Here is a 24,531-nt window from a genome sequence, read left to right as displayed (position 1 = left end):
ATCTCCTCCTGAATCACTCAAATAACTTGATAACAATTATCCTTTTTTTAATCGTGGTTTCAAATTTTGTAAAAGATTGCTTGATTTTTAATCACTACACACTGCCAGCTTTATCTCCTGAACTTAAGATAATACACGCATACTTCCGTTTTTGCCGAAGGGTGAGGCGGGGAAAAGAATCTCTGCCATGAATTATTCCTGCACAAACTCAGCCGGCATTACCGGCCTGGATTCGGCAAGCGCCTTGCCTCGTCCCGAAAGACTGGGGTTAGTCATAAAGTACTTGTGAGCCGAGAAGCTGTCCGCATCGCTTTTAAGCTTGCGGAAAGAACCGTCGGGAAGCATTTCCCAGCTGTTAGCTACATCGTTTAAGTTAGCGACCATCACCTGCTCAACGAGCTGCTTTTTCACGGTGGCGTTTTCGATCGGAACAAGCGACTCCACCCTGCGGTCAAGATTGCGGGGCATCCAGTCTGCGGACGAGATGAAGACCTTGCAGGCATTAGAGGGAAGCCCTTCCCCCGCGCCGAAGCAGATGACCCTGCTGTGCTCGAGGAAACGTCCCACGATGCTCTTCACCCTTATGTTCTCGGAGAGCCCAGGCATCCCGGGCCGCAGGCAGCATATTCCCCGAACGAAAAGCTCGACGCGCACCCCCGCGCGGCTCGCCGCGTAAAGCGCGTCTATTATCTTGCTGTCCACAAGGGAGTTCATCTTGGCCCATATAACCGCGGGACGGCCGGCCTTCGCGTGGTCTACCTCGTCCCTTATCAATTCAAGCACCTTCGGGCGCATCGTTACGGGAGAGAAGAATATCCTCTCCATCTTCTTAGGAGTGGCGTAGCCGGTCATGTAGTTAAAAAGCTTGGCGGCGTCGCGACCCAGCGCCTCGTCGGCCGTGAAGTAGCTGAGGTCAGTATATATCTTGGCGTTTACGGGGTGATAGTTGCCGGTGCCATAGTGGGTGTAGGTGCGGATGTCAGAACCCTCCCTTCTCACCACAAGAGACACCTTGGCGTGGGTCTTAAGATCGATGAATCCGTACACGACCTGAACCCCCGCGTCCTCGAGATCGTGCGCCCAGCGAATGTTGGCCTCCTCATCGAAACGGGCCTTTAGCTCCACCATGGCAGTTACGGATTTTCCGGTCTCGGCGGCCTCTATGAGCCTTTTCACTATCGGGGAGTCTTCCGAGGTGCGGTAAAGCGTCTGCTTGATCGCGACGACCGCCGGGTCCGCCGCGGCCTGCTTCAGGAACTCAACGACGACGTCGAAACTCTCGTAAGGGTGGTGAACGACGAAATCCTTCTGCTGTATGGCGGCTATTACGTCGCCCCCGAATTCCCTTACCCTCTCGGGGTAGCGGATATTCATGCGCTTGTAAAGAAGGTCGCTTCGCTCATCGATTATTATCTGTTTCACGCTTTCAAGCCCGAGCATCCCCTTGATCCTGAAAAAATGCGCGTCGTGGGCCTCAATCTTCTCCATTATGAAGTCAACTATCGCATCCGGCATATCCGCGTTGACGTCAACCCTGATCACGGAGCCTCCCCTGCGCTGCTGCTTAAGCGCCGTCTCAAACGTCTCTACCAGGTCTTCCGCGTCCTCGTCTATCTCAAGAAGGCTGTCGCGGGTGATCTGGAAGATTCCGTTGTCCTCAACCTCAAAACCCGGGAAAAGGAATTTCATGTTGTGCTCGATAACCTTCTCGATCGGAACAAACTGTACTTTTTTTCCTCCCGGAACCTCTATGAAGCGCTCCACCTGGGAAGGCAGCAGTATAAGACCCTTCATGCGCTTTCCGTCCTCGGCGCGGCTTAGCTGCACGGCGCATACAAGGCGCTCACTCTGTATGAAGGGGAACGGATGCGCCGGGTCTATGGCAAGCGGGGTAAGAACCGGGAAAAGCTTATTCGAGAACCACTCGGAGAGCCACTTCGCGCCCGAGCGGTCAAGTTTCTCGGGAGTTACGATCTTGATCCCCGCCTTCTTGCAGAGGGAAAACAGTTCCTTTTCGCACTCGTACTGGCTGTCAAGCAGGGAACGGACCTTCCCCCTTATGGCTTCGAGCTACTGGGAGGGTGTAAGGCCGTCTTTGCTGCGGTCGGTCACACCTTCCATAACCTGTCCCGCAAGACCCGCTACCCTTACCATGTAGAACTCATCGAGATTGCTTGCGGAGATGGAGAGAAAGCGCACCCTCTCAAGAAGCGGAACATTCTTGCTGGCCGCCGTCTCCAAAACCCGCAGATTGAAATCAAGCCAGGAAAGCTCCCTGTTGATATACCGCTCAGAAGGGCGAAGCGGGAACCTCTTGCTCGAAATGTCCGTTACCGAAGAAGCCACCTGCAGTCTCCTTGGACGATAAGATTCTGCGTCCTAACACCCACAACCCGTGAGTTTACATAATCACCTGCTGCGTGAAAAGCCATACTCACTGCCCCGTCTCCCAGAACGGGGTGATCCTCACGAGGCGCCTCCACTGCGGCTGCGCCGTGCGAAGGCACTTTCTAACCCTAGCCTGCGACCATTCCTGCGCAAGACGGACCATCGAGGGATCAAGTCTTCCGGGCTTGACCGCCGCAAGGATGTGCCGCGCGACTATCGCGTCGTTTGTTTTTCCGAGGCTGTCCTGGAAGCGTCCCATGAGCTTCATGAAGGGCGGAACCTCGGGACCGCTCCAGAGCGAGTTGAAAAACTGCGTTGCGTAGCGGGCCTTTTTCCCACGCTTTCTTATTTCGTGAAGATCCTCGTCAGGAAGACGCGAAAGGGGCCTCGTATCCTCGAGAAAATAGCGCCATGTTCTCCTGAGCACGCTTTTTGCAAACGGCTTCACGGGCTGGCTGAAAGTCTTTGAGCCGACCTCTTTCTCCACAGACGCGACCCATCGCTCGAACTGGAGTAGAAGACGGGCGTAGCGGCGGCTCTCAAGATAGCCGGCCGCATCCCCGACGGCGCGGCGCCGCTCTGCACGGGCAATGCGCCGAAGGCGCTCTATCGCTTCCTCCTGCCCTGGCGCCGCGGAGGCTATCCTGGGAAGGGTCTCGCTTAAAAACACCTGCCAGTCGCGGGCCGGGGCCAGGCGCTGCTGGAACCAGCGGAACTCTCCGTTAAAGGCCTTTCGCTTGTCATATGGAAGTATTCTTTTGAAGGCCCGAAGCGCCGCGCGCACGCGCCTCATAGCCACCCTTGTCTGATGAACTCCCTCCGCCCTTCCCTCTAGGGTCGGAATCTCGTTTGCGAACATGTGCTCAAGCGCGCCAGCAATGATGAAATTAAACGCCTCTCCCACGCTCATATCCTCTGTGAGCGTGACCTTCGGGGCCTTAAGCGGTCTTGGCCGAAGGGCCGGCCTTACGAGCGCGTAGCCCCTCTGCGCCTTAGTAAGGTGGGCAAGGCGTACGTCGTAAGCCTCGCAAAGTTCAAGGGCCACGTCTAACATCCGCGCCGGATCCCCCGAGAGCAGTTCGAATTCCGCTTCGCAGATAGGCTCCTCAATGCGTCCCCAGGATGTTTCGGCGTGAATCACTCCCTGATCCACTGCCAGTTCGAATTCGGCACCCTTGGTCCTGATACGAACCGCCTCGCGCTCGAAGTCCGTGATGAACACGGTGCCTAGGCGCTTTTCGTAGCGCCGACGGGAGAGAGCGCGAGCGAGCGCCGGGTCGTCCACGGCGCGAAGATTCGGGGAATCGCCATTTACCGGAACGGTCCATTCCCGGAAATTCTGAAGTCCTGCGGGGCCTTGGAACGGCACCTTTATAGTCTGCTGCTTGCCGTTGCCGTTATCGCGCACCCGAAGGACTATGTCGGATTTTCTAAGCGCATGGCGCGGGGTATCGAAGTAGGTGCTTACGAGATGGCGCTTTGTGCGACGGCCCCTGCGAAGGGGCTTAAGCCCCTTGTAACGCAGAATCCGGTTCGCCACGGCGGGCGAAAGGGACAGCTTGAATTCCGTTTCCTCGTACATGACGTAAAGATTCAACCACCCGGTTTGTCGGAAACTAGACTATTAATTTACTCGATTAAGGCCCGGTTGTCATTTCCTTCTGCTACTGGATGAAACCGAGGGAAGGTGTATAATTTAACTTCATAACCCGCAATGGCAGATTCCTTCGTTCACCTACATCTACACTCGCAGTACTCGCTTCTTGACGGCTCGATAAAGTTCGACGAGCTGATCGAGAGAGCCGAGAGCCAGGCCATGCCCGCCGTTGCCGTGACCGATCACGGAAACCTCTTCGGCGCGTACGAGTTTTTCGAAAAGGCAAAGGCCCGCGGCGTAAAGCCCATAATAGGCTGCGAACTCTACGTCACCCCGACCCTCAAGCTTGAAAAACCTTCGGACGGAAAGAACTATCATCTCACCGTGCTCTGCATGAACGAGCAGGGATACAGGAACCTCTCGAGACTTGTTACAAAAGGATACTTCGAGGGGTTCTACCGCCGTCCGCGCGTTGATCACGAGATGCTGTCTGAGCACAACGAGGGGCTCATAGTCCTCTCCGGGTGCATGAGCAGCGAGCTTTCCCAGGCCATTTTCAAAAAAGATCAGAAGGAGCAGATAAGAATCGCTTCTGTATACAAGGAGATATTCGGGGACCGCTACTATCTTGAAGTGCAGGCAATCGGCCTTCCCGAGCAACGCAGGATCAACAGTCAGCTTCGCAAAATCGCCAGTAGCATGGGCATAAAGCTCGCGGCGACCAACGACTGCCATTTTCTCACCAGGGAGGACTACAAGTCGCACGACGCACTTTTGTGCATCCAGACTGGGAGCATGGTGGCCGACCGCAAGAGAATGAGATTCCAGAGCGATGATTTCTACGTCAAGACAAGGGAGGAAATGACGCAGGAACTTGAGGGTTTCGAGGACGCCATTGAGGAGTCTGTGAAAATCTCTGAGCGCTGCGACTTCGAATTCAGAAACGAGGGATACAGGTTCCCCGAATACGTCCCTCCAGAGGGAAAGTCGCTTGACGAATTCATGCGCGAGATCTCGGGCAGGAATCTCGAGAGAATGCTCCGGGAAAACGAAATACCCGAAGAGTCCCACGAAACCTACCGCGAGCGGCTTCGCTCGGAGCTTGACACCATCTGCAAGATGGGATTTTCCGCGTACTTCCTCGTGGTCTCCGACTTCATATTCCACGCCAGAAAAAACGATATCCCGGTTGGGCCGGGGCGGGGAAGCGCCGCCGGGAGCCTGGTCGCCTACGCCCTCGGCATAACGGCCATCGACCCCATAAGGCACAACCTTATTTTCGAGAGGTTTCTTAACCCCGAGAGGGTGAGCATGCCCGACATAGACGTCGATTTCTGCGGTGAGCACCGCGACGAGGTAATAAGATACGTCACGGAGAAGTACGGGGCGGACAAGGTTGCCCAGATCGGCACCTTCGGAACCATGTCCTCGAAAGCCGTGATAAAGGACGTGGGAAGGGTGCTCGGGCTTCCCTACGCGGAAGTCGACCGGCTCTCGAAGATGATCCCCTCTTTCCGGGGAAAGGTGTTCAGCATAAAGGAAGCCGTAGGCAAGGTAAAGGAAATAAAGGAGCGGCTTTCTGAGAACAAGGAGCTTGCCGAAGCGGTGGAACTTGCGAGGTCGCTTGAGAACATGGTGCGCCATTCCTCCACCCACGCGGCAGGGGTGGTGATATCGAATGAGCCGCTTGCCGACTACATACCGCTTTACAGGGGAAGCAAAAACGAGATCGTAACCCAGTTCGACATGAACTCCATAGAGAAGCTCGGCTACGTGAAATTCGATTTCCTTGGCCTAAAGACCCTTACAATACTGGACAAGGCTGTTAAGTACGTCAGGGAAAATCAGGGAAAAGACGAAAAGGAATTCGACCTTGACAGAATCCCCCTTAACGACCCGAAGGTCTACGCCCTGCTTTGCGAAGGCGCAACCATGGGGATATTCCAGGTTGAATCCCAGGGAATGAAGGATCTTCTGGCGAAGCTGCGGCCCGCGGAGTTCGAGGACATAACGGCCGCCCTAGCGCTTTACCGCCCAGGCCCTCTTGACAGCGGCATGGCGGAGGAGTTCACCCGGAGGAAAAACGGTGGCACGGTTGATTTTCCGCATCCCGCGCTTCGGGAGATACTGGGAGGAACCTACGGCCTCTTCGTTTACCAGGAGCAGATAATGCAGACCGCGAGCGAGCTTGCGGGCTTCACCATGGGGGAGGCGGACCTCCTGCGAAGGGCAATGGGCAAGAAAAAATCAAGCGAAATGAGGGCGCAACGCAAAAGGTTCCTTACGGGAGCGGAAAAAAAGGGCCTCGAGAGCAAGCTGGCCGCGGAGCTTTTCGACACCCTCGAAAAATTCGCTGAGTATTCCTTTAACAAGAGCCACAGCGCCGCCTATGCCATGATCACCTACCAGACGGCCTACCTCAAGTCGCATTACCCGGCTGAATTCATGGCAGCCTTCATGTCCGTGGAAGCCCACAACGTGGACAAGGTGATCTCCGGCATAACCGAGTGCAGAAAACTCGGAATCGACGTTCTGCAGCCCGACATAAACCGAAGCTGCTCCGGGTTCACGGTGTCGGAAGGAAAGGTGCTGTTCGGATTCACCGCAATCAAATACGTCGGGGATGGCCTGACCGAGGAAATAGTCAGAAGCAGGGAAAAAGACGGGGTATTCGAATCCGTCTTCGACTTCTGCGCCAGGGTGGATTCGAGAAAACTAAACAAAAAGGCACTTGAAAGCCTGATAAAGGGAGGCGTTTTCGATTCCCTGGAACCAAGCAGGGCGCGGCTGTTCGCTTCCTGCGAGTCCCTGCTCGGGTACAACTCCATGAAACAGCACACGCCGGCGAACGGGCAGGGAATGCTGTTTGACCTTCCAGATTCCGTGGCCGCCCCGACTCTTGCCGAAACCGAACCCTGGGATGACCGCATCAGGCTCGAGAACGAGCTTGACGTGCTCGGGTTTTTCATATCTTCCCATCCGCTTCGAAAGCACTCCTCCGAGCTTGAAAAATACAGCCGCCTTCACGACACCGAATCCATAAAACGGGCAAGAGACGGCTCCGAAGTGAGAATCGCGGGAGTGGTGAGATCGTTCGAAACCAAAAACACCCGCAGGGGAACCGGCCTCATCGGCTACTTCACCCTGGAGGATCTGAACGGTTTCACAGAAGCAATAGTGTTCAACGACACTCTGCGCACGTCCAGTTCCCTTCTGGAACAGAAGGTGGAACCGGTGATAGTGAAGGGGAAAATCGAGGTCTCGGATGACAAGATACGTCTTCTTGCAAGCGACATCTCCTCGCTCAGGGAGACCAGGACGAATTCCGCTGTCTGCATAAGCATCGCCCGCAAATCGGCAAGCGAGCAGAACATACTCAGCCTGAGGGATATCCTCGAGAAGTTCCCGGGAGACTCGACCGTTATAATCGACATGAAGACCAACCACTCAGAGGCCGTCCTAAGGGTCGGAAACTGCAAGGTCGACTTCGGGGACGAGCTCATAGAAAACATCGAGGGACTGCTCGGGGAAGGCGCGGTGACCCTCAGGGAAAGCTCATTTGCCTAGACGCTCTATAAGCGCTTTTAGCTCCTCGGGGTCCTTCGTGATGACAAACACCTCCTGCACCGAAGTGCCGCTTCTCGCTATGAGCTTGGCCCCGCTTCGGGTGCTGTATTTGTAGCTCACAGCCAGATTCTCCCCGGTGGCGCGGCCGACCTTTATCTCCCCGGGAATGATTCCCGTTACGTGGTCAAGGTCCGAGATGTTGTTCTCGAGAAAACGCCGTAGTCCCTTTATTATCGAATGTTCGGTTTTTATCTTGTTTTTTCTATATTTCATGATTTCCCGGGGGAATATTATACTTCTTTATAGGACCAAGGGTTAGTACGTATCCGGGCGCGGGGATTTCTCGGGCTGCCCGGTCCTCCGTCGGCATAATCCGCAACGAAGCGCAGGGGGCGTCGTGAGATGGGAAAAATAACAGACCTTCGTTTTGAGAATTCCTACGCGGAGCTGCCACACGAGTTCTACCAGAAAAAAGATCCTGTTCCGTTCAAGAGCCCCCATATGGTGGCGTTTAACGAAACCCTGGCGGCGGAACTCGGCATAGACCCGGGCGAGAAACAAAACCCCCTTCTTGCCGAGTACCTCTGCGGGAAAAGGCCTCTTGCGGGCGCAGACCCCTTGGCTATGTACTACGCCGGCTGGCAGTTCGGGGTCTACAATCCGCACCTTGGAGACGGGAGAGCACTTCTGCTCGGGCAGATAATCGACGAGCGGAACCGCAGATGGGATCTTCACCTCAAGGGATGCGGGACCACCAGATTCTCAAGAGGCTTTGACGGAAGGGCTACGCTCAAGTCCTCCATAAGGGAGTATCTCGGAAGCGAGGCTCTCCACCATCTGGGAATTCCATCCACGAGGGCTCTCTGCATAGTGGGAGGCATGGAGAAAATCGAGAGGGAAACCCGGGAACCCGCCGCCATGATGCTCCGGGTCGCGGAGACCCACGTGCGCTTCGGTTCGTTCGAAGGTTTTTACTACCGAGGTGAAGAGGAAAGTATCCAGACGCTTGCCGATTACGTAATCGCCTGCCACTACCCCGAGATTCCGAGCGGGGCAAAGGAGGGCTACGGGCTTTTTCTGCTCGCGACGGCAGAAAAAACGGCATTCACCGTCGCCAAGTGGCAGGCTTTCGGATTTACCCACGGAGTAATGAATACCGACAACATGTCCGTAACGGGTCTCACTCTCGATTACGGACCGTACGGATTTCTGGAGACGTTCGACAGGGATTACGTCTCTAATCACTCGGATCACTTCGGCAGGTACAGCTACGGAAACCAGTCCGCAATCGCGCGTTGGAACCTCGGGAAATTCGCAAGATGCCTGGAAAGCCTAGTGGACAAAAAACAGGCCGTCCGCGCAATTGAGGTTTACAACAAGACCTTTTCTGAGACTTACAGACAACTCATGCTGCGCAAGTTCGGCTTTGAAAAGGAAAAAAGAGAATCCCTTCGGTTTGTTGAAAAAACCCTCGGGATGCTGGCCGAATCCGGGACGGACTATCATATCTTTCTCAGAAGCCTCTCCGACGTAAGCCGCGACGGCTCTTTTGAAGGAAATCCCTGGCTTGCGGAACTCTGCGCGGCTTCGGGACAATGGCGGCAGTGGATCTCAGAGTACGCCGGGGAGCTTAGGGAGAATTCGCTTCCCGACCGCGAAAGAAAGAAGCTCATGGATTCCGTCAACCCCAGGTACGTTTTGAGAAACCACATAATGGAGACCGCAATAAAGGAGGCTCTTGAGCGGGAGGACTACTCGGAGATAGAAAAAGTAAGAAAAATATTCGAGAATCCCTTCTCGGAGCAGCCGGAGCATGAAAGCTACGCGGGCGCCTCTCCCGAGTGGGCCAAGAGCCTCGTCGTGAGCTGTTTTTCCTAGTCGGCAAAAAAGCTTGCGAGAATTTTTTTCACGCCGGAACCGAAAAAATCGACCGTAGCCACCGCCCTATCTCCTTTTCCGTCAATCCGTTTAACGACCCCGGGACCGAAAACGTGATGGGTGACCCTCTGTCCGGGTCTTAAGTTCAGGCCGACATCTTCTAGTTCGTATGTCTTTTCTTCCGAAGGCAAATCGGAATCTCGGCCAGAGAGTTTTTTCTTGCGGGATTCGCAGACGACATGCTCGGGCGAGAGATCATCCAGGAAAGCAGACCTTCGGGTGTGGTATGTCCCGCCCGAAGCAGTTCTCAAGGAAGCGTAACTCAGGTAGAGCAGCCGCTTGGCGCGGGTAACCGCGACATAGAAAAGCCTTCTCTCCTCCTCCAGACCCCCAAGGGTCTCCGCAGATCTTCTGTGCGGAAGAAGGTCCTCGTTTACCCCGACCACGAACACCGCCGGAAACTCAAGCCCCTTGGCCGCGTGAATCGTCATGAGGGAGACCTTTTCCTCTCCGGAATCTCCCCTGTCCTCATCGGTCGCGAGCAGGACGAGGTCAAGGAAATCAGAAAGAGTGATGTCGTCCCATTCCTCGGCCGCGTTTAAAAGCTCCCTTACGTTCTCCGCCCTCTGATGATCATCCCCCAGGTAATCCAGATAGGCCGTACTTTGAAGAAGATTCTTGATCACCTGTGCTACCGGCCGACTCTCCGCCGCCGAACCAAGTCCCTTTATGATTTCAAGAAAACGTGATAGGGCACCTAGAGCCTGCGCAGGCAGGAGATCATGTTCTTGGCAGTATTCGGACGCTTCAAAAAGAGCGAATCCGCCGGCTTGGGATGCTTCACGAAGCTTCCGAAGCGTGACTCCCCCTATCTTTCTCGGCGGGACATTCACTATTCTAAGGAAGCTGACGTCGTCCCTCGGATTCTGAACCAGCCGCAGGTAGGCAATCACATCCTTTATCTCCGCCCTCTGGTAAAACCCTACTCCCGACACTATCCTGTAGGGGACTTTGGCGACCCTAAGTCCCTCCTCGATTACCCTTGACTGGAAGTTGGCCCTGTAGAAAATCGCCACGTCGCTCCACTTGAAATCTCCGGATTCGGCCAGATCCGAAATCCGCTCCGCAACAAAACGGGCCTCGTCGGCATTGTCTAAGGCCTTGAACACCAGCGCTCTTTCTCCCTCGGGATTCTCGGTCCAGAGGGTTTTTTCCTTTCTGCCCGGGTTTTTCCTTATAACCGAGTTCGCAATGCCGAGTATGTTAAGTGTCGAACGATAGTTGCGCTCAAGCTTAACGACCCTTGCTCCCGGAAAGTCCTTCTCGAAGTTCAGAATGTTATTTATGTCGGCCCCCCTCCACCCATAAATCGACTGACTGTCATCGCCCACGACGAAGAGGTTGCGATGGCGCTGCGAGAGGGTCTTTGCGAAGCGGTACTGGGAAACGTTTGTGTCCTGATACTCGTCTACTAGCACTTGAGAGAATCTGTCCTGGTAACGGACGCAAACCCCCTGGTTTTCAGAAAGAAGCCTGTTTGCAAGAAGAAGCAGGTCGTTAAACGTCATAGCATTTCGCTTCACGAGCTCTTTTTTGTAGAAATCATAAAGCTCACTAAGTCTGCGACCATAAAAATCGTCCCTGAAGGACGCCCCCTCCCTGTTCTCAGCGGCGTCAAATTCGGAGAGCACTCCCTTAGGCGAAAAAAGGCTCTCCCCGTAGTCAAGCTCTTTCAGGCAGCTCTTTAAGAGGCCAAGCTGATCGTCCTGGTCGTAGACAACGAAATCCTTCGTGTGGCCCTCAAGAAAATCCGCCTCTATTTTAAGAATCCGAAGGCAGATCGAGTGGAAGGTACCGATCCATATGCCGCTTGCCAGCTCGCCCGCCAAATCCCTCGCTCTTTTTTTCATCTCCGCCGCCGCCTTGTTGGTGAAGGTCACGGCCAGAATGTTTCCCGGAGGAACGGAAAGGTCGTTTATCAGGTAGGCGATCCGGTGGGCTATTACCCTGGTTTTTCCCGATCCCGGGCCCGCAAGCACAAGCAGCGGACCCTCTCCGTGGGTTACGGCCTCAAGCTGGGAAGGGTTAAGTCCTTTGAGGGAATTGCCTGACATGGTAACGTGAATCGAAATTTCTGGCTGGGGCGGGAGGACTTGAACCCCCACTACCGGGACCAAAACCCGGTGTCCTGCCGTTAGACGACGCCCCAGTTGAAAAAGACTTTTATATTACCATATCCGAAGGACTGTTAAAGAATAACCACTGGAGAAACGGGAAACGCACAATATCGGCCAGACAAACGCAACGCGGGTCAGGCGCGGGGGCGCAGTTTACGGGGCGGGCGCAATCGGACCGCGGACCGGTCAGTTCACTCGGCTGCCCGGCATCCGTGCCGGAGAAAGACAAGGAAAAAAACGGCGGTGCTTGCCAGAAGCAGCCCCAACAGAGCGCCTTGAACCGTATTCGCGGTATCGGAAAGAGCGCAGCCGCCGTCGTCTTCTTCGGATTCCCCAAGATAAAGTCCCGAACCGAAAATATAGACCGGGGCGGAAGGGTCATCCTTGTCGGGCGAAACAACTTTTGTGTAGCCGAGCTTAGGGGAACTGCCTCCAGGGCCGCCGCTTTGCTCTCCGTCGCCCACAACGGCGGGATTCTCCCAGTTGTACCGGACGAAGTCAACTTCAGGCGTCTTGGCCGCGGCAATGAGTTCGCGGATATTCTCTCCGACATCTGGATCATCCCAGAGGTTTGTCTGCTCAATGTTTCTGTTCGCCCCGTTGAAGATCACGTTGCCGTTTTCATCCATTATGTAGATGTAGGTGGAAACGTGCCTCCAGGGTCCGCCGTCAAGCCTGAAAAGCGTGCGAAGCCTCACGGCGTCAATTTCAGGGCTGGCAAGAGCCGCGGTAAAAAAGACGATGGCCTCTTCAACAAACTCCCTGAGCTCCCGCTCGTTCTCCTCATCACTCTCTTCGCCCCCTATCTCCCTAGCCTCTTTAGTGGGGTGAACGCTGTTGGGAAGGGAGCCGGCCAGCTCCTCGTAGGATTTTTTCTGATCGACGACATCAGGTTCGTAAGCGAAACCTCCGACAAGAACAAAACCCTGTTGCTCGGGTGAGAGGGAATTGCTGAACGGAATAGCGGGAGCGGTAAAAGGAAAGGCAAAGGCTTGGGGGGGGGGATCATCTGCATTATCTCCAACATAATCTATACTTGCCCCATCTTTCCCGACGCTGAGAAATATCTGTCCTACATTAATCCCCTTACGATCTTTGAGCTGTGACCAGTCCTGATCCTCAAGTTCTCTGTTTTTAGCGTGAACGTAGACGCCTCCTCCGCTTGCGGCTGTTCCGCTTCCCCCATCTCTTCCGCTTGTAACTCCGCTGCCGTCAACTCCCTTGCCCGTAAGAAGGATCAGGTACATGCTGCCGTCATTCCAGTCTCCCTCCTTATTCCTGAATTCATTCAGTATCTCAAGAGTCTCGGAAAAGGTTTCGGCCTCCTGCAGGTGAGCGACCGCGTGCATCACGAACTCCTCAAGGGTCACCTTCCTCTCTCTATCCACATCGGAAACCGTATTAGTCAGTTCGGTTTGTTTACCGTTCAATACGTGCGGTACGCCTTCATGGGCGGCGGCCGGAAGCGTGCGGAGGGCGCCCAGAAACCCCAGAACGCAGCACAAAAAAATCAGAAATCCTATGTTCTTCATCGCAACTCCTCTAAAAGGCCGCGAAGTTTCAGACGCGGCAAAAAAGAAACTTTTGGGGATCAGTTGGTGCCGCCGCTTACGGTGCACTTGACGCCCGCGTACTCCCAGGATGAGCAGTCGTGCCGTCCCCGCCCCGCGTGACCACACTCAAGCAGCGTGCTTTCAGTGCCCGCGCAATCCACCTCGTCAAGCAGGAAAAGAAGCGGGGGATACCCAAGCCATATCATTTGGTCAATCGCCTCATCGCTCCCTGCGTAACCCAGCTGGCGGCACGCGACATCGGCGTCTGTTTTGTCCCAGGAATCATCGCATACACCCTTCCATCGCTTGTCCACCCCGCTAAATATCTGCAGCAGACCCTCCCCCTCACCGGATGGAGATAGCGTACCATCGTCATTTAGGGTAGAAAAAGGTATCAACCGAAGACTTCCGTCAGGCTTGTTCGTATAGATCGGTCCCACTTCGAAGCTTTCCACCACTTCTGAGTTGCCTGCATTATCGGTGAAGCTGATTCTGACCTTGATCCAGTTTTCCTCATCAGCTTCCTGCAAGGTATAGGTGGAGGCTGTCGCGCCCGAAATTTCCGTTTCATTCCAGACAATGTCAGACCTTATCCACTGATAGGAAAACGCGCTTGCGTCCGTAGGCTTCCCGTCCGCGTCAGTGATTTTTGAATGGTCCGCAGTCAGAAGCACTCCGGTCTTGGGCTCGGTGCCCCTGACCGCTATCTGGCCTACGGCATCATTGTTCGCGGTTGCTGCCTCGCAGGTAACGCCGAAAGCCTCCCCGTAGGAACAGTTGTTATGCCCGCGCGGCCAATGCTTGCACCTGTCTTCACCGAGAATCCTGTCCTCAGAACCCGAGCATTCAAGCTCGTCAAGCAGATAGTACTCCTGCGGGTCCAAGTCTCCTCCTTCTTTTTTCGGCAACGCAAGACCTACTCTAGGCTCACCTCCGGAGAAACCCAGCTGGCGACAGGCGACTTCGGCCTCCTGTCTGCCGATCACACGGTAACTGTCTCCAGACCCCAGAGTCCCGAGTCCGTCATCGCATATGCCCTTCCATTCTTCACCGTCCCTGGCCCCGGCATCGAATATTTCAAGCCTGCCCGTAGGAGCGGTAGCCGTACTGAGATCCACCACGGATCCCGTATCCGTATCCACGAGCCTCAGATCCCCGTCGGCATATGTTTCCTGCGTTCTTACATCCGTGGGACCGCCCATGAGCAAAAGCCCCAGCGCGAACCCGGCAACCATAATCGATACGCGTTGCAGATTCATGGTTCCGGCATCTCTTTTTCCGCCAACCGCCTCCGGTTTTTTCCAAAAGCTGCTTTTCAGTGTTCCGAACCGTTTCACTTGAACCTCCGTTGAATCTCCGTATATACACCTGTTTCTGAGATATCGTTATTATATAATAGTTTCGACCCGGCGTCTCTGTCAAGCAAAACAATGCCCGCGCAGACAGCAAATAAGCTGACCGCTTTTTGGCAAACGGAATTGTCCGGTTTCCCAACGGCGGGGATTCAGTTGCCGCTGGTGGCGCATTTGACGCCCGCGTACTCCCATGAGGTACAGTCGTGCACTCCCCGTCCCGCGTGTTCACACTCAAGCAGCGTGTTTTCAGTGCCGCCGCAATTCACCTCGTCAAGCATAAAAAGAAGCGGGGGATACCCGAACCATATTATCCCGGTAAGCGCCTCCGCGCTTCCTGCGTAACCCAGTTGGCGACACGCGACATCGGCGTCTTTTCTGTCCCAACTGTCATCGCATACGCCCCTCCATCGCTTGGACGTATCATCAAATATCTGGAGCAAACCCTCATCGCCGGCGCTGGTGTCGGTGAGAGAAACTAGCCGAAGGCCTCCGTCAGACTTGTTTGTATAGACCGGCCCCACTTCAAAGCTCTCAACCACTTCTGAGTTGCCGGCGTTATCGGTGAAGCTGATTCTGACCTTGATCCATTTTTCATCATCAGCTTCCTGCAAGGTATAGGTTGGCGCGGTCGCGCCCGGAATCTCCGTATCGTAAAACCAGAAAAAATCAGTCCTTATCCACTGATAGGAAAACGCGTTTGCGTCAATCCGATGTCTCTGTCAAGCGAAACAGAACGCCTCGCGGAGAACTGGAAACAGAGGCCAGTCCGCTCATCCCCGCGGGCGGGCTTGTCCGGTTCAGTCCGCAAGAAAATGCCAGCCGCTTATCCCGCTCGCCAGAAAAACGTCAAACTCAGAAGATGTTCCCAGGTACTCGTGGATTTCCTCCGCTTCCTGCCGGCGGGGGAAAACGGAAAAAACCGATGACCCGCTTCCCGAGACAAGCACGAAGCGCGCCCCAAGCGATCGAAAAATCTCCTTTAGGGAGAGAATCTCGGGGAATACCGCAAACACCGCGGCCTCAAGGCCGTTCTCTAGGGGAAAATCCACTCCGCGGAACCGCTCTGCAAGAGAAACGGGGTCGACTTTCTCGGGCGGGGGCTCCGGGCGCTCCCAGTTTTCGTAGACTTCCCGGGTCGAGAGGCTTTTTCCGGGAAAAAGGATAACATAGTGAAAAAGGGGGAAATCAGAAAGCATTTCCACCCTCTCCCCCACTCCCTCGATAAACGAAGAGGTGGATCTTACAAAGAACGGTACATCGGCCCCGAGGGACGCGGCCATCCGGAGCAGGTCCCGGTCGGTGAATTTCCCGAGAACCCTGTTGAGACCCACAAGGACCGCAGCGGCGTTTGAGCTTCCTCCGCCGAGGCCGGCGCCGATGGGGATATTCTTTTTTATTCCTATGGAAACCTTTTTCCGAACTCCGGCTTCCCCGAGATAAAGATGACAGGCGGCCACGGCAAGATTGTCGTTTCCGGATGGCATTTCTCTTCCCGAGCACGAAAGACTTGACCCCTCGCCCGGCTCCACCGAAAGGCTTATCTCGTCAAAGAGACTTACGGGCTGCGCTATGGACTGAAGTTCATGGTAGCCGTCGGGGCGTTTTCCAAGAACTCTGAGAAACAGGTTCACCTTGGCGGGGGAAAGAAGCTTGACAGAACTCATTTTCGCGCCACGTCCGGCTCGAAATTCATCGTAAGCCTCACGCTTCTGAGCGGAAGCACCAGTTTTTTTAGCTTGTCAGTTTTTTCATCGAAGCTGAGAATAAGCCTGAACACGATGTATTTCCCCTCAGGGGTCCTCTCCCGAAGCCTGTACTTGTAGACGATAACCCTGCCGCCTTCCTCGTTTAGATTCGCGTACGGGCGGCCGAGAATCTCTATCACTTCTGAGGAATTAGGGATTTCCTTGGATTCAAGGGACCTCACGGCCGCGGTGCTTGTCTTATCAAGCTTTTTCACCTCGGCGGCGCCCACCGAGCCCATCACCTTCCCGAGAACTTCCTTGGTTATATACTTGGTGAAGCGCTCGGGAAAGATAATCTCGCAGAGCTTTCCCTGACAAAGCTTCATTCCCATGGCCAGATCGAAATTCCCGCTTTCGCTCTTCCTGCCCGGGTACTTCTTCACCAAGTGATAGGTCCAAAGCTCGGTGTCTGCGGCAATGCGGGTTTCTACGGGCGGCGAGTAGACCATGAGCCACTCGATGTCTCCTGCGAGCAGTACGGGGTTTTTGAAGGTAAGGCTTAGACCGTCGTGGTCACTCACGTTGAAATTCTCGCTGAAATCCCCGAGCTGGCCTTTTACATCGAGGAACCTGAAGAGCCGGCATCCCCCCACTCCCAGACACAAAACAACCAGAAAAGATATGAAAACTTTTCTTTGCGAAGGCGGCTTTCCCATCGGCAATTCGGCATTTTCCTCCAGATATATTATTATACCGTACAGACAACCGGGATTTATCTCTAAACAACTTCAGATGTTCGCAAGACTCCTAATTCTGTTCACCATGGTTCCGCTCATTGAGCTCGCCCTGCTCATAAAGCTCGGGAACATAATAGGACTCTGGCCGACCATATTCACAGTCATAGCGACGGGGGTGCTGGGAGCGGCGCTTGCCAGAAGCCAGGGAACACAGGTTATAAGCGCGATAAGAGCGGAGGTCACCGAGGGCAGGCCGCCCACCGAAAGCCTCATAAACGGTCTTCTCGTGCTCGTGGGAGGGGTTGTGCTTCTCACACCCGGGCTGCTTACCGATCTTCTTGGCTTCTCCCTTCTTATTCCCTTTACCAGGGACTGGTTCAAGAAAAAACTTCGAAGCAGGCTTAAGAAATACGCGGATAGAAACTCGGCTTCCGCAACCATAATAATACGCTGAAGGTCCGAAACGGCGCCGGCTCACGGCTGAAACGGCTCATGGCTTATCTTGTGTATTATCGGCATGGAGAAACTCACCGACTCCATGAGCTTCTGGCCGTACTCAATCACCCACTGCTCGGGAGCCAGAGAGTAGAAGTCCGCAAGCGTCATCCACTCCCCTCCCCTCATTATCTCCCCGTAGTCCACGCTTACCAGAAAAGCGGTCATGTCTCCGCCGTCCATGGCGTTGAGCACCGAGCACTCCACATAGGAATGTATTCCCTTTAAGACGGGACAGCCGTTTCTGCCCTCGAAATGGTCTAGGCCGATAAACTTTTTTTTGTCCCTGCCCGAATAAAAGCCGAAGTTCCGGACAAGAGCGATCTGATCCCTTTTGAGAAGATGAACCACGAGATTTTTACTTTCCATTATGAACCCGTGGGTGTGATTTCTCTTCCATATCCCCATAAGAAGCCTGGGCACGGTGTGAACTATGGAGGAGGTGACAAGCGTCGTCGCTACCTGGCCGTTTATCTCATCCTCCCGCCTGCTGGTTATGATCACCACAGGGCAGTTATGCCAGAAAACCCCGCAAACTGAAGGCCCGTCATTCACTGAAAAACTCCTTTTTTTATCCCCGGCAGAAAATGCCGCGGGAAAATTGAAAAAACATCCCCCGTGTGCTATAGTAACCCTGTCTTCTAAGTTTACCCGCTACAACGCGGCAACGCCTTTTAAACGGACTGAAATCCTAACTATGAGAAAAATAATTCCGGCGGTCGCTTTTCTTTTTCTGGTCGTTGGTGTCCTGCACATCTCGGGGTGCTCGAAGAGAGTTCCCACCACTCCTCCCTCGGCTGAAGAGACGGGTACTCAGGACAGGGTCATGGCGGTATCGGAGATGCTTGAGGAAGCCCGAGCGGAGGGTGCCGAAGACACCTGGGAGTATGAAGAGGCACAAAAGCTTTTCGAGATGGCCCAAGAGCTTATAAGCGAAGGGGAGCTTGAGGAAGCCGAGAAGATCCTCTCTCAAGCGGAACTGAAGGCCACGCAGGCAATCGGCGCCGCCAGGGAAGGCGCCTTCATGGAGGGCTTTGACGAAGAGGCCCAAGAAATACGGAAATCCCTGCTCAGCGACGCCTTCTCCAAGGAAAACCTGATAAACCTTCCCACCTCGGACGTGTTCTTCGAATTCGACAGCGCGGAGATATCGAAAGAGGCAATGGAGGCAATTGACGGCAACATAAGCATCTTCGAAAGAAACAAAGACAAAATCAAATTCATTCTCCTCTTCGGTTTCTGCGACATCCGCGGGACCGAGGAATACAACCTCTCCCTTGGAAAGAAAAGAGCAGATGAGATCAAAAAATACATGATCGGAAAGGGTGTGTCTCCCGACATGCTGCACTCCATCAGCAAGGGAGAAACGGAAATATGGCAAGAGGGAACATCGGATGAGGCGTACAGCCGTAACAGGCGAGGACACTTCATGGCCCTCTCTGACAATAATTCCCCAGAAAACTAATGAGAAAAAAATATCTGGCCGTCGCCGCAGTATTGTTTTCTTCCGTGTTCATGTACGGTTGCGTAGCATCGGAAGGAGACCTGGATTTTCTTTACTCGAGGCAAAGGGAAGCTGAAACGAACATCAAGAAGATGCAGAAGGATATCGACTGGCTGAAGGCAGAAGTTAAAAAAGAAGACAATATCCTTAATCTTAACGAAAAGATTTTCGAATTCGAAAACAAGCTTCTGGAACTCGAGCAGATAATAGGCAAAATGCATGCTCAGAGCGAAGAACGGTTCAAAAAAATAGAAACCGGGCTGTCGGCAGAGGCAGAGGCCAAATCTCAGGCCCCGGTTCCGCAACCGCAGTCACCTTCCGCCGCGCCTTCTGAGCAAGCTTCTGAAAGTCCGGGCGTGGAACCCGCAACTGAGCTATCCCCCGCGGAAAAAGACCCCAAGGAGAACTACGAACTGGGCCTAAAAAAGTTTGCCGACGGTAACTATGAGGCCGCAAGGGCGTTGCTTCGAGAGTACCTTGCCGCCGCCCCCAGAAGCGATGAGGCTGCAGATGCGATGTTCCTCATCGCGGATTCCTACTTCAAGGAAAAATTCTACGAGGAGGCCATCCTCGAATACCAGAACATAATCGAAACCTGGCCCGCCAGCCCCAAAATCCCGCTTTGCCAACTCAATCAGGGAATCGCACTCTTGAAAATAGGGAAACCGAACGAGGCGAGTCTCTTTTTCGAATCCCTGATCGAGGCATACCCGGACTCACCCGAAGCCGCAACGGCGAAAGAACACCTTAAGACCTTGTCTACGCCGGGAGAATAAAAGCTCCGGCCGTGGTCGACACCGAACCGTTTTTATGAAAACCATCAACTCAGAGAAGCTTTTTCGCAGGGCAAGAAACGTGCTTGTGGGCGGGGTAAACAGTCCCGTGAGATCTTTTGCGGCCGTGGGAGGTTCGCCGCTCTTTGTATCAAGGGCCGAAGGTTCCTACGTATATGACGCCGACGGGAACAGGTTCATCGACTACGTGGCCTCATGGGGTCCGCTGATCCTGGGACACTCGCATCCCTCGGTGGTAAAGGCCGTCGGGGAAAGGCTTCCCCTAGGAACGAGCTTCGGTGCCCCTTGCGAACTGGAAACAGATCTTGCCACGCTGATAACAAGACACTTCCCCTCGATTGAGAAAGTTCGCCTTACCAATTCCGGAACCGAGGCCACCATGAGCGCCATAAGGCTTGCAAGAGCGGTCACCGGAAGGGAATACATAATCAAGTTCGAGGGATGCTACCACGGACACTCGGATTTTCTGCTCGTGAAATCCGGTTCGGGAGCCACGACTTTCGGGAATCCGAGCAGTGCCGGGGTCCCGAAATCGTTTGTGAACAGAACGCTGCTTGCTCGGTATAACAACATAGATTCCGTCAAAAGGCTTTTCGAGAAGTACCCCAAAAAGATTGCCGGAGTGATAATCGAACCCGTGGCGGGAAACATGGGAGTGGTAACTCCCGAGAAAAGCTTCCTCAGGAAATTGCGCTCTACATGCAAAAAACACGGAGCGGTTCTCATCTTCGACGAGGTCATAACGGGGTTTCGTCTCGCAAGAGGAGGCGCACAGGAACTGTTCGGCGTAGTCCCGGACATAACCTGTCTCGGGAAAATAATAGGAGGAGGGCTTCCGGTAGGAGCGTACGGGGCCAGCGCAGAAATAATGCAAATGGTTTCCCCTGAAGGTCCCATGTACCATGCGGGCACCCTCTCGGGAAATCCGCTCGCCATGGCGGCGGGAATTGCGACAGTAAAAGAACTTAACCCAAGAACCTACAGGCGCCTTGAGAGCCTGACCGCCTCCCTGGTATCTGGAATAAGGGAAATAATAGCAGAGCTTGGCATTGACGCCACCGTAAACTCTGTCGGCTCCATGTTCACCGTGTTTTTCACCGACCAGAGAGTAACGGACTACGCCGGAGCACTCGGATGCGATACCGCGAAATACGCGAGATTCTTCAGAAATCTTCTTGAAAACGGAGTCATGTTCCCGCCCTCTCAGTTCGAAAGCGTATTCCTTTCGACCGCGCACACGAAAAAGCAGGTAGACCAGACCCTTCAGGCAGTCTACTCGTCACTTCGGGAGATTCCCCAGGGAGAGTGAAATCAGAAATCCTAACTGGCTTTTTTTCGTTGTAATCGGAATTGAGTTCGCTTTTTCCGTCATAGCGGGGCTCTTCCTCGGCGACTACATCGACGGAAAACTTGACACCGCTTTCCCTTTCTTTACCCTGCTAGGTCTTGTGTGCGGAGTGATAGCGGGACTGACCCTGCTTTTACGGACACTCAAACTGAGGCAGGAAAGAAAAGACGGAAACGATGAAAAACCTTGATTTCGGCGTTGAGAAACTGTCCCTGGCCGTAACGGCGCTTCTTTTCGTCGTGAATATCGCCATCGGAGAAAGGGAAATGGCGGTGGCCATAGCGGTTGCGGGGGTCCTTTTTCTGCTCGATTACGTAGCCATAAGATTCGTCGTAAAGGCGCTTGCGGAAAAAAGATATTCACTTGCGTTTTCCATGTTCATACTAGTCATGAAAATGCTCGCGCTGCTTGCGATAATAACGGTTTTACTCGTATTTGCAAAACTGAATATTTATGGTTTAATGATAGGCTTAACTTCCGTGGTGATAGTAATAATAGGTAAAGGTTTGAAGGGTTAGACATGGAACATTTCAGCTGGTTTTCCCTCGCCGGTCTCATAGAATACGACCATATTCTGGGCGGAGTGCTGGTACTCCTGTTCATACTGTTTGTCGGCCTGAGGGTAACAAAGCATTATTCTAGGGAAGAGTCCGTAATCCCCGAAGAGAAGCCGTCGATGAACATTTTCTTCGAACTCGTGGGGCTTGAGTTTCTTTTCAACACGATCGAAAACGTTTTCGGATCCCGTGAAAAGGCGAAGAAGTACTTCCCGCTTCTAGCCGGGTCGTTTTTCTTCATACTGTTTGCGAACCTGCTGGGAATGATCCCGGGTTTTCTTCCGCCGACCGGAAATCTGAACACCACCGTAGCGTGCTCGCTTCTCATATTCGTCATGTACAACTACTACGGAATAAGGGAGCACGGGCTCGGTTACATCAAGCATTTTCTGGGCCCGGTAATTTTCCTCGCGCCACTTATGCTGATCATCGAGGTTATAAGCCATCTGGTAAGGCCTCTGTCACTATCCCTCAGGCTTTTCATGAACATAACAGGCGACCACATGGTGCTCGGAGTGTTTACCAACCTCACGCATATACTGATTCCCATGGCTTTCGTGGGACTAGGTATTTTCGTATCTTTTTTGCAGGCTTTTATATTCACTATACTTTCGACCATATATATCGCGCTTGCCGAAGCGCATGAACACTGACATAAATTCAGGAGGTAAGAAATGAAAAGGTTGTTTTCTTTTATAGGTCTTGCGGCACTGGCTTCGTTCGGTGCTTTCGTTCCCGACGCGTTCGCCGCGACTGAGGGGGGCTTAGGAGAACTGGCGAAGATGGGGCTTGGAATCGGCGCCGGAGTAGGCATAGGTATAGCCGCAGGCGTTGCGGGAGTAGGTCAGGGACTCGCCACGGCTTCTGCTGTTGACGGCATAGCCAGAAATCCCGGAGCTTCCGCGAAGATCCAGACGCCCATGATTATCGGTCTCGCCCTGATCGAGTCTCTGGTAATCTACGCCCTGCTGATAGCGTTTCTGCTTCAGGGAAAAATCTGACGCACATAAGATAAAGACGGGGAATACCACAGCAAAAAGGTTATTCCCCGTCTTATTATTACCTGCTGTTTTTTCACGGCCCGCTACGCAAAAAGGACCCGTTATTTGCGGGTCTTGCCTTTTTTGTACCAGCGGTGCCTCCTGTGCAGACCACCCGCAAGATATAGTATAGCTTGCGAAAAAGCTTTCCAACTCCAATCATAAGTCTATCAATACAACTATAACTTCTCTTTTTAATTTATTGTCTTATATTATAGACAAATAAGCATTAATTGGTAATAATATAAGACAATGAAATCGCAAGCACCAGAAACACTTCCCCGGGCAGCGCGACAAGCTTTAGTGAAACTCGGCGCAGATATAGTCGTTGCGCGCAAGAAACGCCGCATTTCGACGGTCTCAATGGCGGAACGTGCCTTCATCAGCCGCTCCACGCTTTACAAGGTTGAAAAAGGTGATCCCACGGTCTCAATGGGCATCTATGCGACGGTTTTGGCTATCCTTGGTCTTGCCGGAGGTCTGGCTGAAGTCGCCGACCGCATCAATGACCCTCTGGGTCTCGATCTTGACGAGGACCACCTGCCCAAGAAAATCATGCCTGTTCGCAGAGTAAGCAGAAGGATTCGCTGATGAGTGAGACGATCGAAGTCCATATTGATACGCCCGACGGCACCAGCATTGTAGGACGCCTTCGCTATATCAACAGGCGTCACAGCCAAAGTTCGGCGTTCGAATACGCAGACGAATGGCTCCGTGGAACAAACGCTTTTGCGATTGATCCTGAGAACCTGCCGCTCCGGGAAGGAGCGTTTTACACTTCTTCAGATAAATCTGCGCTGCCGGGAGCGCTCCGTGACGCGGCACCCGATCGGTGGGGCAGGCAACTTATCAGACGCGCCCTCGGTAAAGCTGGGGAAAGGCGAACCCTTTCAGAAATCGATTACCTGCTAGGGGTCACGGATCATACGCGTATCGGCGCGCTGCGCTTCAGACGCGAGGGAGAAGACTCTTTTGATCATCATATCGCCAATTTTCGTGTACCTCCCCTGATCCAGTTGCCGGCACTTATCAACGCGGCTGATGCGGTGCATACCAATACTGAAACGGCAGAAGATCTTAAATTGCTTTTGAATGAAGGCTCCCCGCTCGGCGGCGCCCGCCCCAAATCCGCGGTAGAGGACAAAGACGGTTCTCTGGCAATCGCCAAGTTTCCAAAACCCGATGACGACAGGAGCATACCGCATGGAGAGGTGCTGGCGATGACTTTGGCACGCCAAGTGGGGCTAACCGTGGCAGACGCCAGGCTGCTGGATGTTGTCGGCCGGCCAGTGGCACTGATTCGACGCTTTGACCGAGTGAGAAACCAACGTATCCCGTTTCTCTCGGCCATGAGCCTTCTAGGGCTGAACGACGGAGACGAAGGAACTTACACCGACATCGCGGAGATCATACGCATGTATTCGAGTTCGCCGACGCAAGACCTGAACGAACTCTGGAAAAGGGTTGTTTTCAATGTTCTTATTGGCAACCTCGATGATCACCTGCGCAACCACGGATTCCTTTACGACCGCAACAGCAGATGGCGTCTCTCGCCCGCCTACGACCTGAATCCCGTACCACTTGCGGAAAAAGCCCGGGAACTTACAACCTGGATCTCGGAACAAGGGCCTGAAGCCGATCTCGATCTGGCACGAGAGGCAGCACCGTTTTTCGGTCTGAAAAAAAAACAGGCCGAGGCAATAATTGATGAAATATCGGCTGCTCTGAAAAGCTGGCAAAGCACAGCACGTCGGTTAGGTATGAACTCCAGGGATATGGATATCTACGCCACGGCAATCCGAAGCAGTTAAAACATTAACAAGCGAATCATGCGGCTTCATGCAGGATAGACAGGA

Annotated in this window: 20 protein-coding genes, 1 tRNA gene and 1 pseudogene; 11 read left to right on the top strand and 11 right to left on the bottom strand. The window is 53.7% G+C overall.

From position 1 onward, the window contains the following. Positions 1-192 precede the first annotated feature (192 nt). A pseudogene (locus tag OXG75_00310) lies at positions 193-2,346 on the bottom strand (RNA degradosome polyphosphate kinase). A gap of 88 nt (positions 2,347-2,434) precedes the next feature. Next, entirely contained in the window at positions 2,435-3,985 is a 1,551-nt protein-coding gene (locus OXG75_00305; protein MCY3624434.1) for a CYTH and CHAD domain-containing protein, read from the bottom strand. A gap of 117 nt (positions 3,986-4,102) precedes the next feature. On the opposite strand from OXG75_00305, the gene dnaE reads away from it, so the two are divergent. After that, complete coding sequence (dnaE, locus tag OXG75_00300; GenBank protein MCY3624433.1) at positions 4,103-7,552, top strand: DNA polymerase III subunit alpha; 3,450 nt, start codon at positions 4,103-4,105, stop codon at positions 7,550-7,552. Here the strand turns inward: dnaE and OXG75_00295 are convergent. Next, positions 7,541-7,825: a DUF2103 domain-containing protein gene (locus OXG75_00295; protein MCY3624432.1), complete on the bottom strand. Its 285-nt coding sequence runs from the start codon at positions 7,823-7,825 to the stop codon at positions 7,541-7,543. The genes dnaE and OXG75_00295 overlap by 12 nt on opposite strands. Before the next feature lie 129 nt (positions 7,826-7,954). Between OXG75_00295 and OXG75_00290 the strand changes: the two genes are divergently transcribed. Next, positions 7,955-9,430, top strand: coding sequence for a YdiU family protein (locus tag OXG75_00290; protein MCY3624431.1), 1,476 nt, complete (start codon positions 7,955-7,957; stop codon positions 9,428-9,430). On the opposite strand, the gene OXG75_00285 is transcribed toward OXG75_00290, so the two are convergent. The 7 genes from OXG75_00285 to OXG75_00255 all read right to left on the bottom strand — a co-directional run bounded on the left by OXG75_00285 (position 9,427) and on the right by OXG75_00255 (position 16,916). Then, complete coding sequence (locus tag OXG75_00285) at positions 9,427-11,544, bottom strand: UvrD-helicase domain-containing protein (GenBank protein ID MCY3624430.1); 2,118 nt, start codon at positions 11,542-11,544, stop codon at positions 9,427-9,429. The genes OXG75_00290 and OXG75_00285 overlap by 4 nt on opposite strands. A gap of 21 nt (positions 11,545-11,565) precedes the next feature. Next, positions 11,566-11,639, bottom strand: a tRNA-Gln gene (locus OXG75_00280). A gap of 159 nt (positions 11,640-11,798) precedes the next feature. Continuing rightward, complete coding sequence (locus OXG75_00275; protein ID MCY3624429.1) at positions 11,799-13,139, bottom strand: cache domain-containing protein; 1,341 nt, start codon at positions 13,137-13,139, stop codon at positions 11,799-11,801. Between the two features lie 59 nt (positions 13,140-13,198). After that, positions 13,199-14,497, bottom strand: coding sequence for a scavenger receptor cysteine-rich domain-containing protein (locus tag OXG75_00270; protein MCY3624428.1), 1,299 nt, complete (start codon positions 14,495-14,497; stop codon positions 13,199-13,201). Between the two features lie 167 nt (positions 14,498-14,664). Continuing rightward, positions 14,665-15,126 (bottom strand): scavenger receptor cysteine-rich domain-containing protein, encoded by a 462-nt coding sequence (locus tag OXG75_00265; protein MCY3624427.1) that lies wholly within the window; start codon positions 15,124-15,126, stop codon positions 14,665-14,667. Between the two features lie 186 nt (positions 15,127-15,312). Next, positions 15,313-16,179 (bottom strand): 4-(cytidine 5'-diphospho)-2-C-methyl-D-erythritol kinase, encoded by an 867-nt coding sequence (gene ispE, locus OXG75_00260; protein ID MCY3624426.1) that lies wholly within the window; start codon positions 16,177-16,179, stop codon positions 15,313-15,315. Then, positions 16,176-16,916, bottom strand: a complete 741-nt coding sequence (locus OXG75_00255; GenBank protein MCY3624425.1) for a hypothetical protein — start codon at positions 16,914-16,916, stop codon at positions 16,176-16,178. Before OXG75_00255 ends, ispE begins: the two co-directional genes overlap by 4 nt. Before the next feature lie 106 nt (positions 16,917-17,022). Between OXG75_00255 and OXG75_00250 the strand changes: the two genes are divergently transcribed. Continuing rightward, a complete protein-coding gene (locus OXG75_00250; protein ID MCY3624424.1) occupies positions 17,023-17,391 on the top strand; it encodes an FxsA family protein in 369 nt (122 codons plus the stop codon). Positions 17,392-17,411: 20 nt separating this feature from the next. Here the strand turns inward: OXG75_00250 and OXG75_00245 are convergent, their stop codons facing one another. Beyond that, positions 17,412-17,987: a flavin reductase family protein gene (locus tag OXG75_00245; GenBank protein MCY3624423.1), complete on the bottom strand. Its 576-nt coding sequence runs from the start codon at positions 17,985-17,987 to the stop codon at positions 17,412-17,414. A gap of 142 nt (positions 17,988-18,129) precedes the next feature. Between OXG75_00245 and OXG75_00240 the strand changes: the two genes are divergently transcribed. The 8 genes from OXG75_00240 (at position 18,130) to OXG75_00205 (ending at position 24,486) form a co-directional block, all read left to right on the top strand. After that, positions 18,130-18,897, top strand: a complete 768-nt coding sequence (locus tag OXG75_00240; GenBank protein MCY3624422.1) for an OmpA family protein — start codon at positions 18,130-18,132, stop codon at positions 18,895-18,897. Continuing rightward, positions 18,897-19,712 (top strand): tetratricopeptide repeat protein, encoded by an 816-nt coding sequence (locus tag OXG75_00235; protein MCY3624421.1) that lies wholly within the window; start codon positions 18,897-18,899, stop codon positions 19,710-19,712. The genes OXG75_00240 and OXG75_00235 overlap by 1 nt, the downstream gene beginning before the upstream one ends. Positions 19,713-19,746: 34 nt before the next feature. After that, a complete protein-coding gene (gene hemL, locus OXG75_00230) occupies positions 19,747-21,039 on the top strand; it encodes a glutamate-1-semialdehyde 2,1-aminomutase (protein ID MCY3624420.1) in 1,293 nt (430 codons plus the stop codon). A 215-nt stretch (positions 21,040-21,254) separates the two neighbouring features. Next, positions 21,255-21,596, top strand: coding sequence for a hypothetical protein (locus OXG75_00225; GenBank protein MCY3624419.1), 342 nt, complete (start codon positions 21,255-21,257; stop codon positions 21,594-21,596). A gap of 2 nt (positions 21,597-21,598) precedes the next feature. After that, the gene (gene atpB / locus OXG75_00220; GenBank protein MCY3624418.1) at positions 21,599-22,288 is read left to right on the top strand and encodes a F0F1 ATP synthase subunit A; all 690 of its coding nucleotides are present in this window, start codon (positions 21,599-21,601) and stop codon (positions 22,286-22,288) included. 21 nt (positions 22,289-22,309) lie between these two features. Beyond that, complete coding sequence (locus OXG75_00215; protein ID MCY3624417.1) at positions 22,310-22,636, top strand: ATP synthase F0 subunit C; 327 nt, start codon at positions 22,310-22,312, stop codon at positions 22,634-22,636. Positions 22,637-22,927: 291 nt separating this feature from the next. Then, complete coding sequence (locus OXG75_00210) at positions 22,928-23,266, top strand: hypothetical protein (GenBank protein ID MCY3624416.1); 339 nt, start codon at positions 22,928-22,930, stop codon at positions 23,264-23,266. Then, complete coding sequence (locus tag OXG75_00205) at positions 23,266-24,486, top strand: type II toxin-antitoxin system HipA family toxin (protein MCY3624415.1); 1,221 nt, start codon at positions 23,266-23,268, stop codon at positions 24,484-24,486. Before OXG75_00210 ends, OXG75_00205 begins: the two co-directional genes overlap by 1 nt. The last annotated feature ends 45 nt before the right edge of the window (positions 24,487-24,531 follow it).

The sequence above is a fragment of the Candidatus Dadabacteria bacterium genome, assembly GCA_026705445.1.
Classification (GTDB): Bacteria; Desulfobacterota_D; UBA1144; order Nemesobacterales; family Nemesobacteraceae; genus Nemesobacter.
The sequence above is the reverse complement of the archived record's forward strand: the minus strand, read 5'-3'. Positions and strand labels throughout refer to the sequence as shown.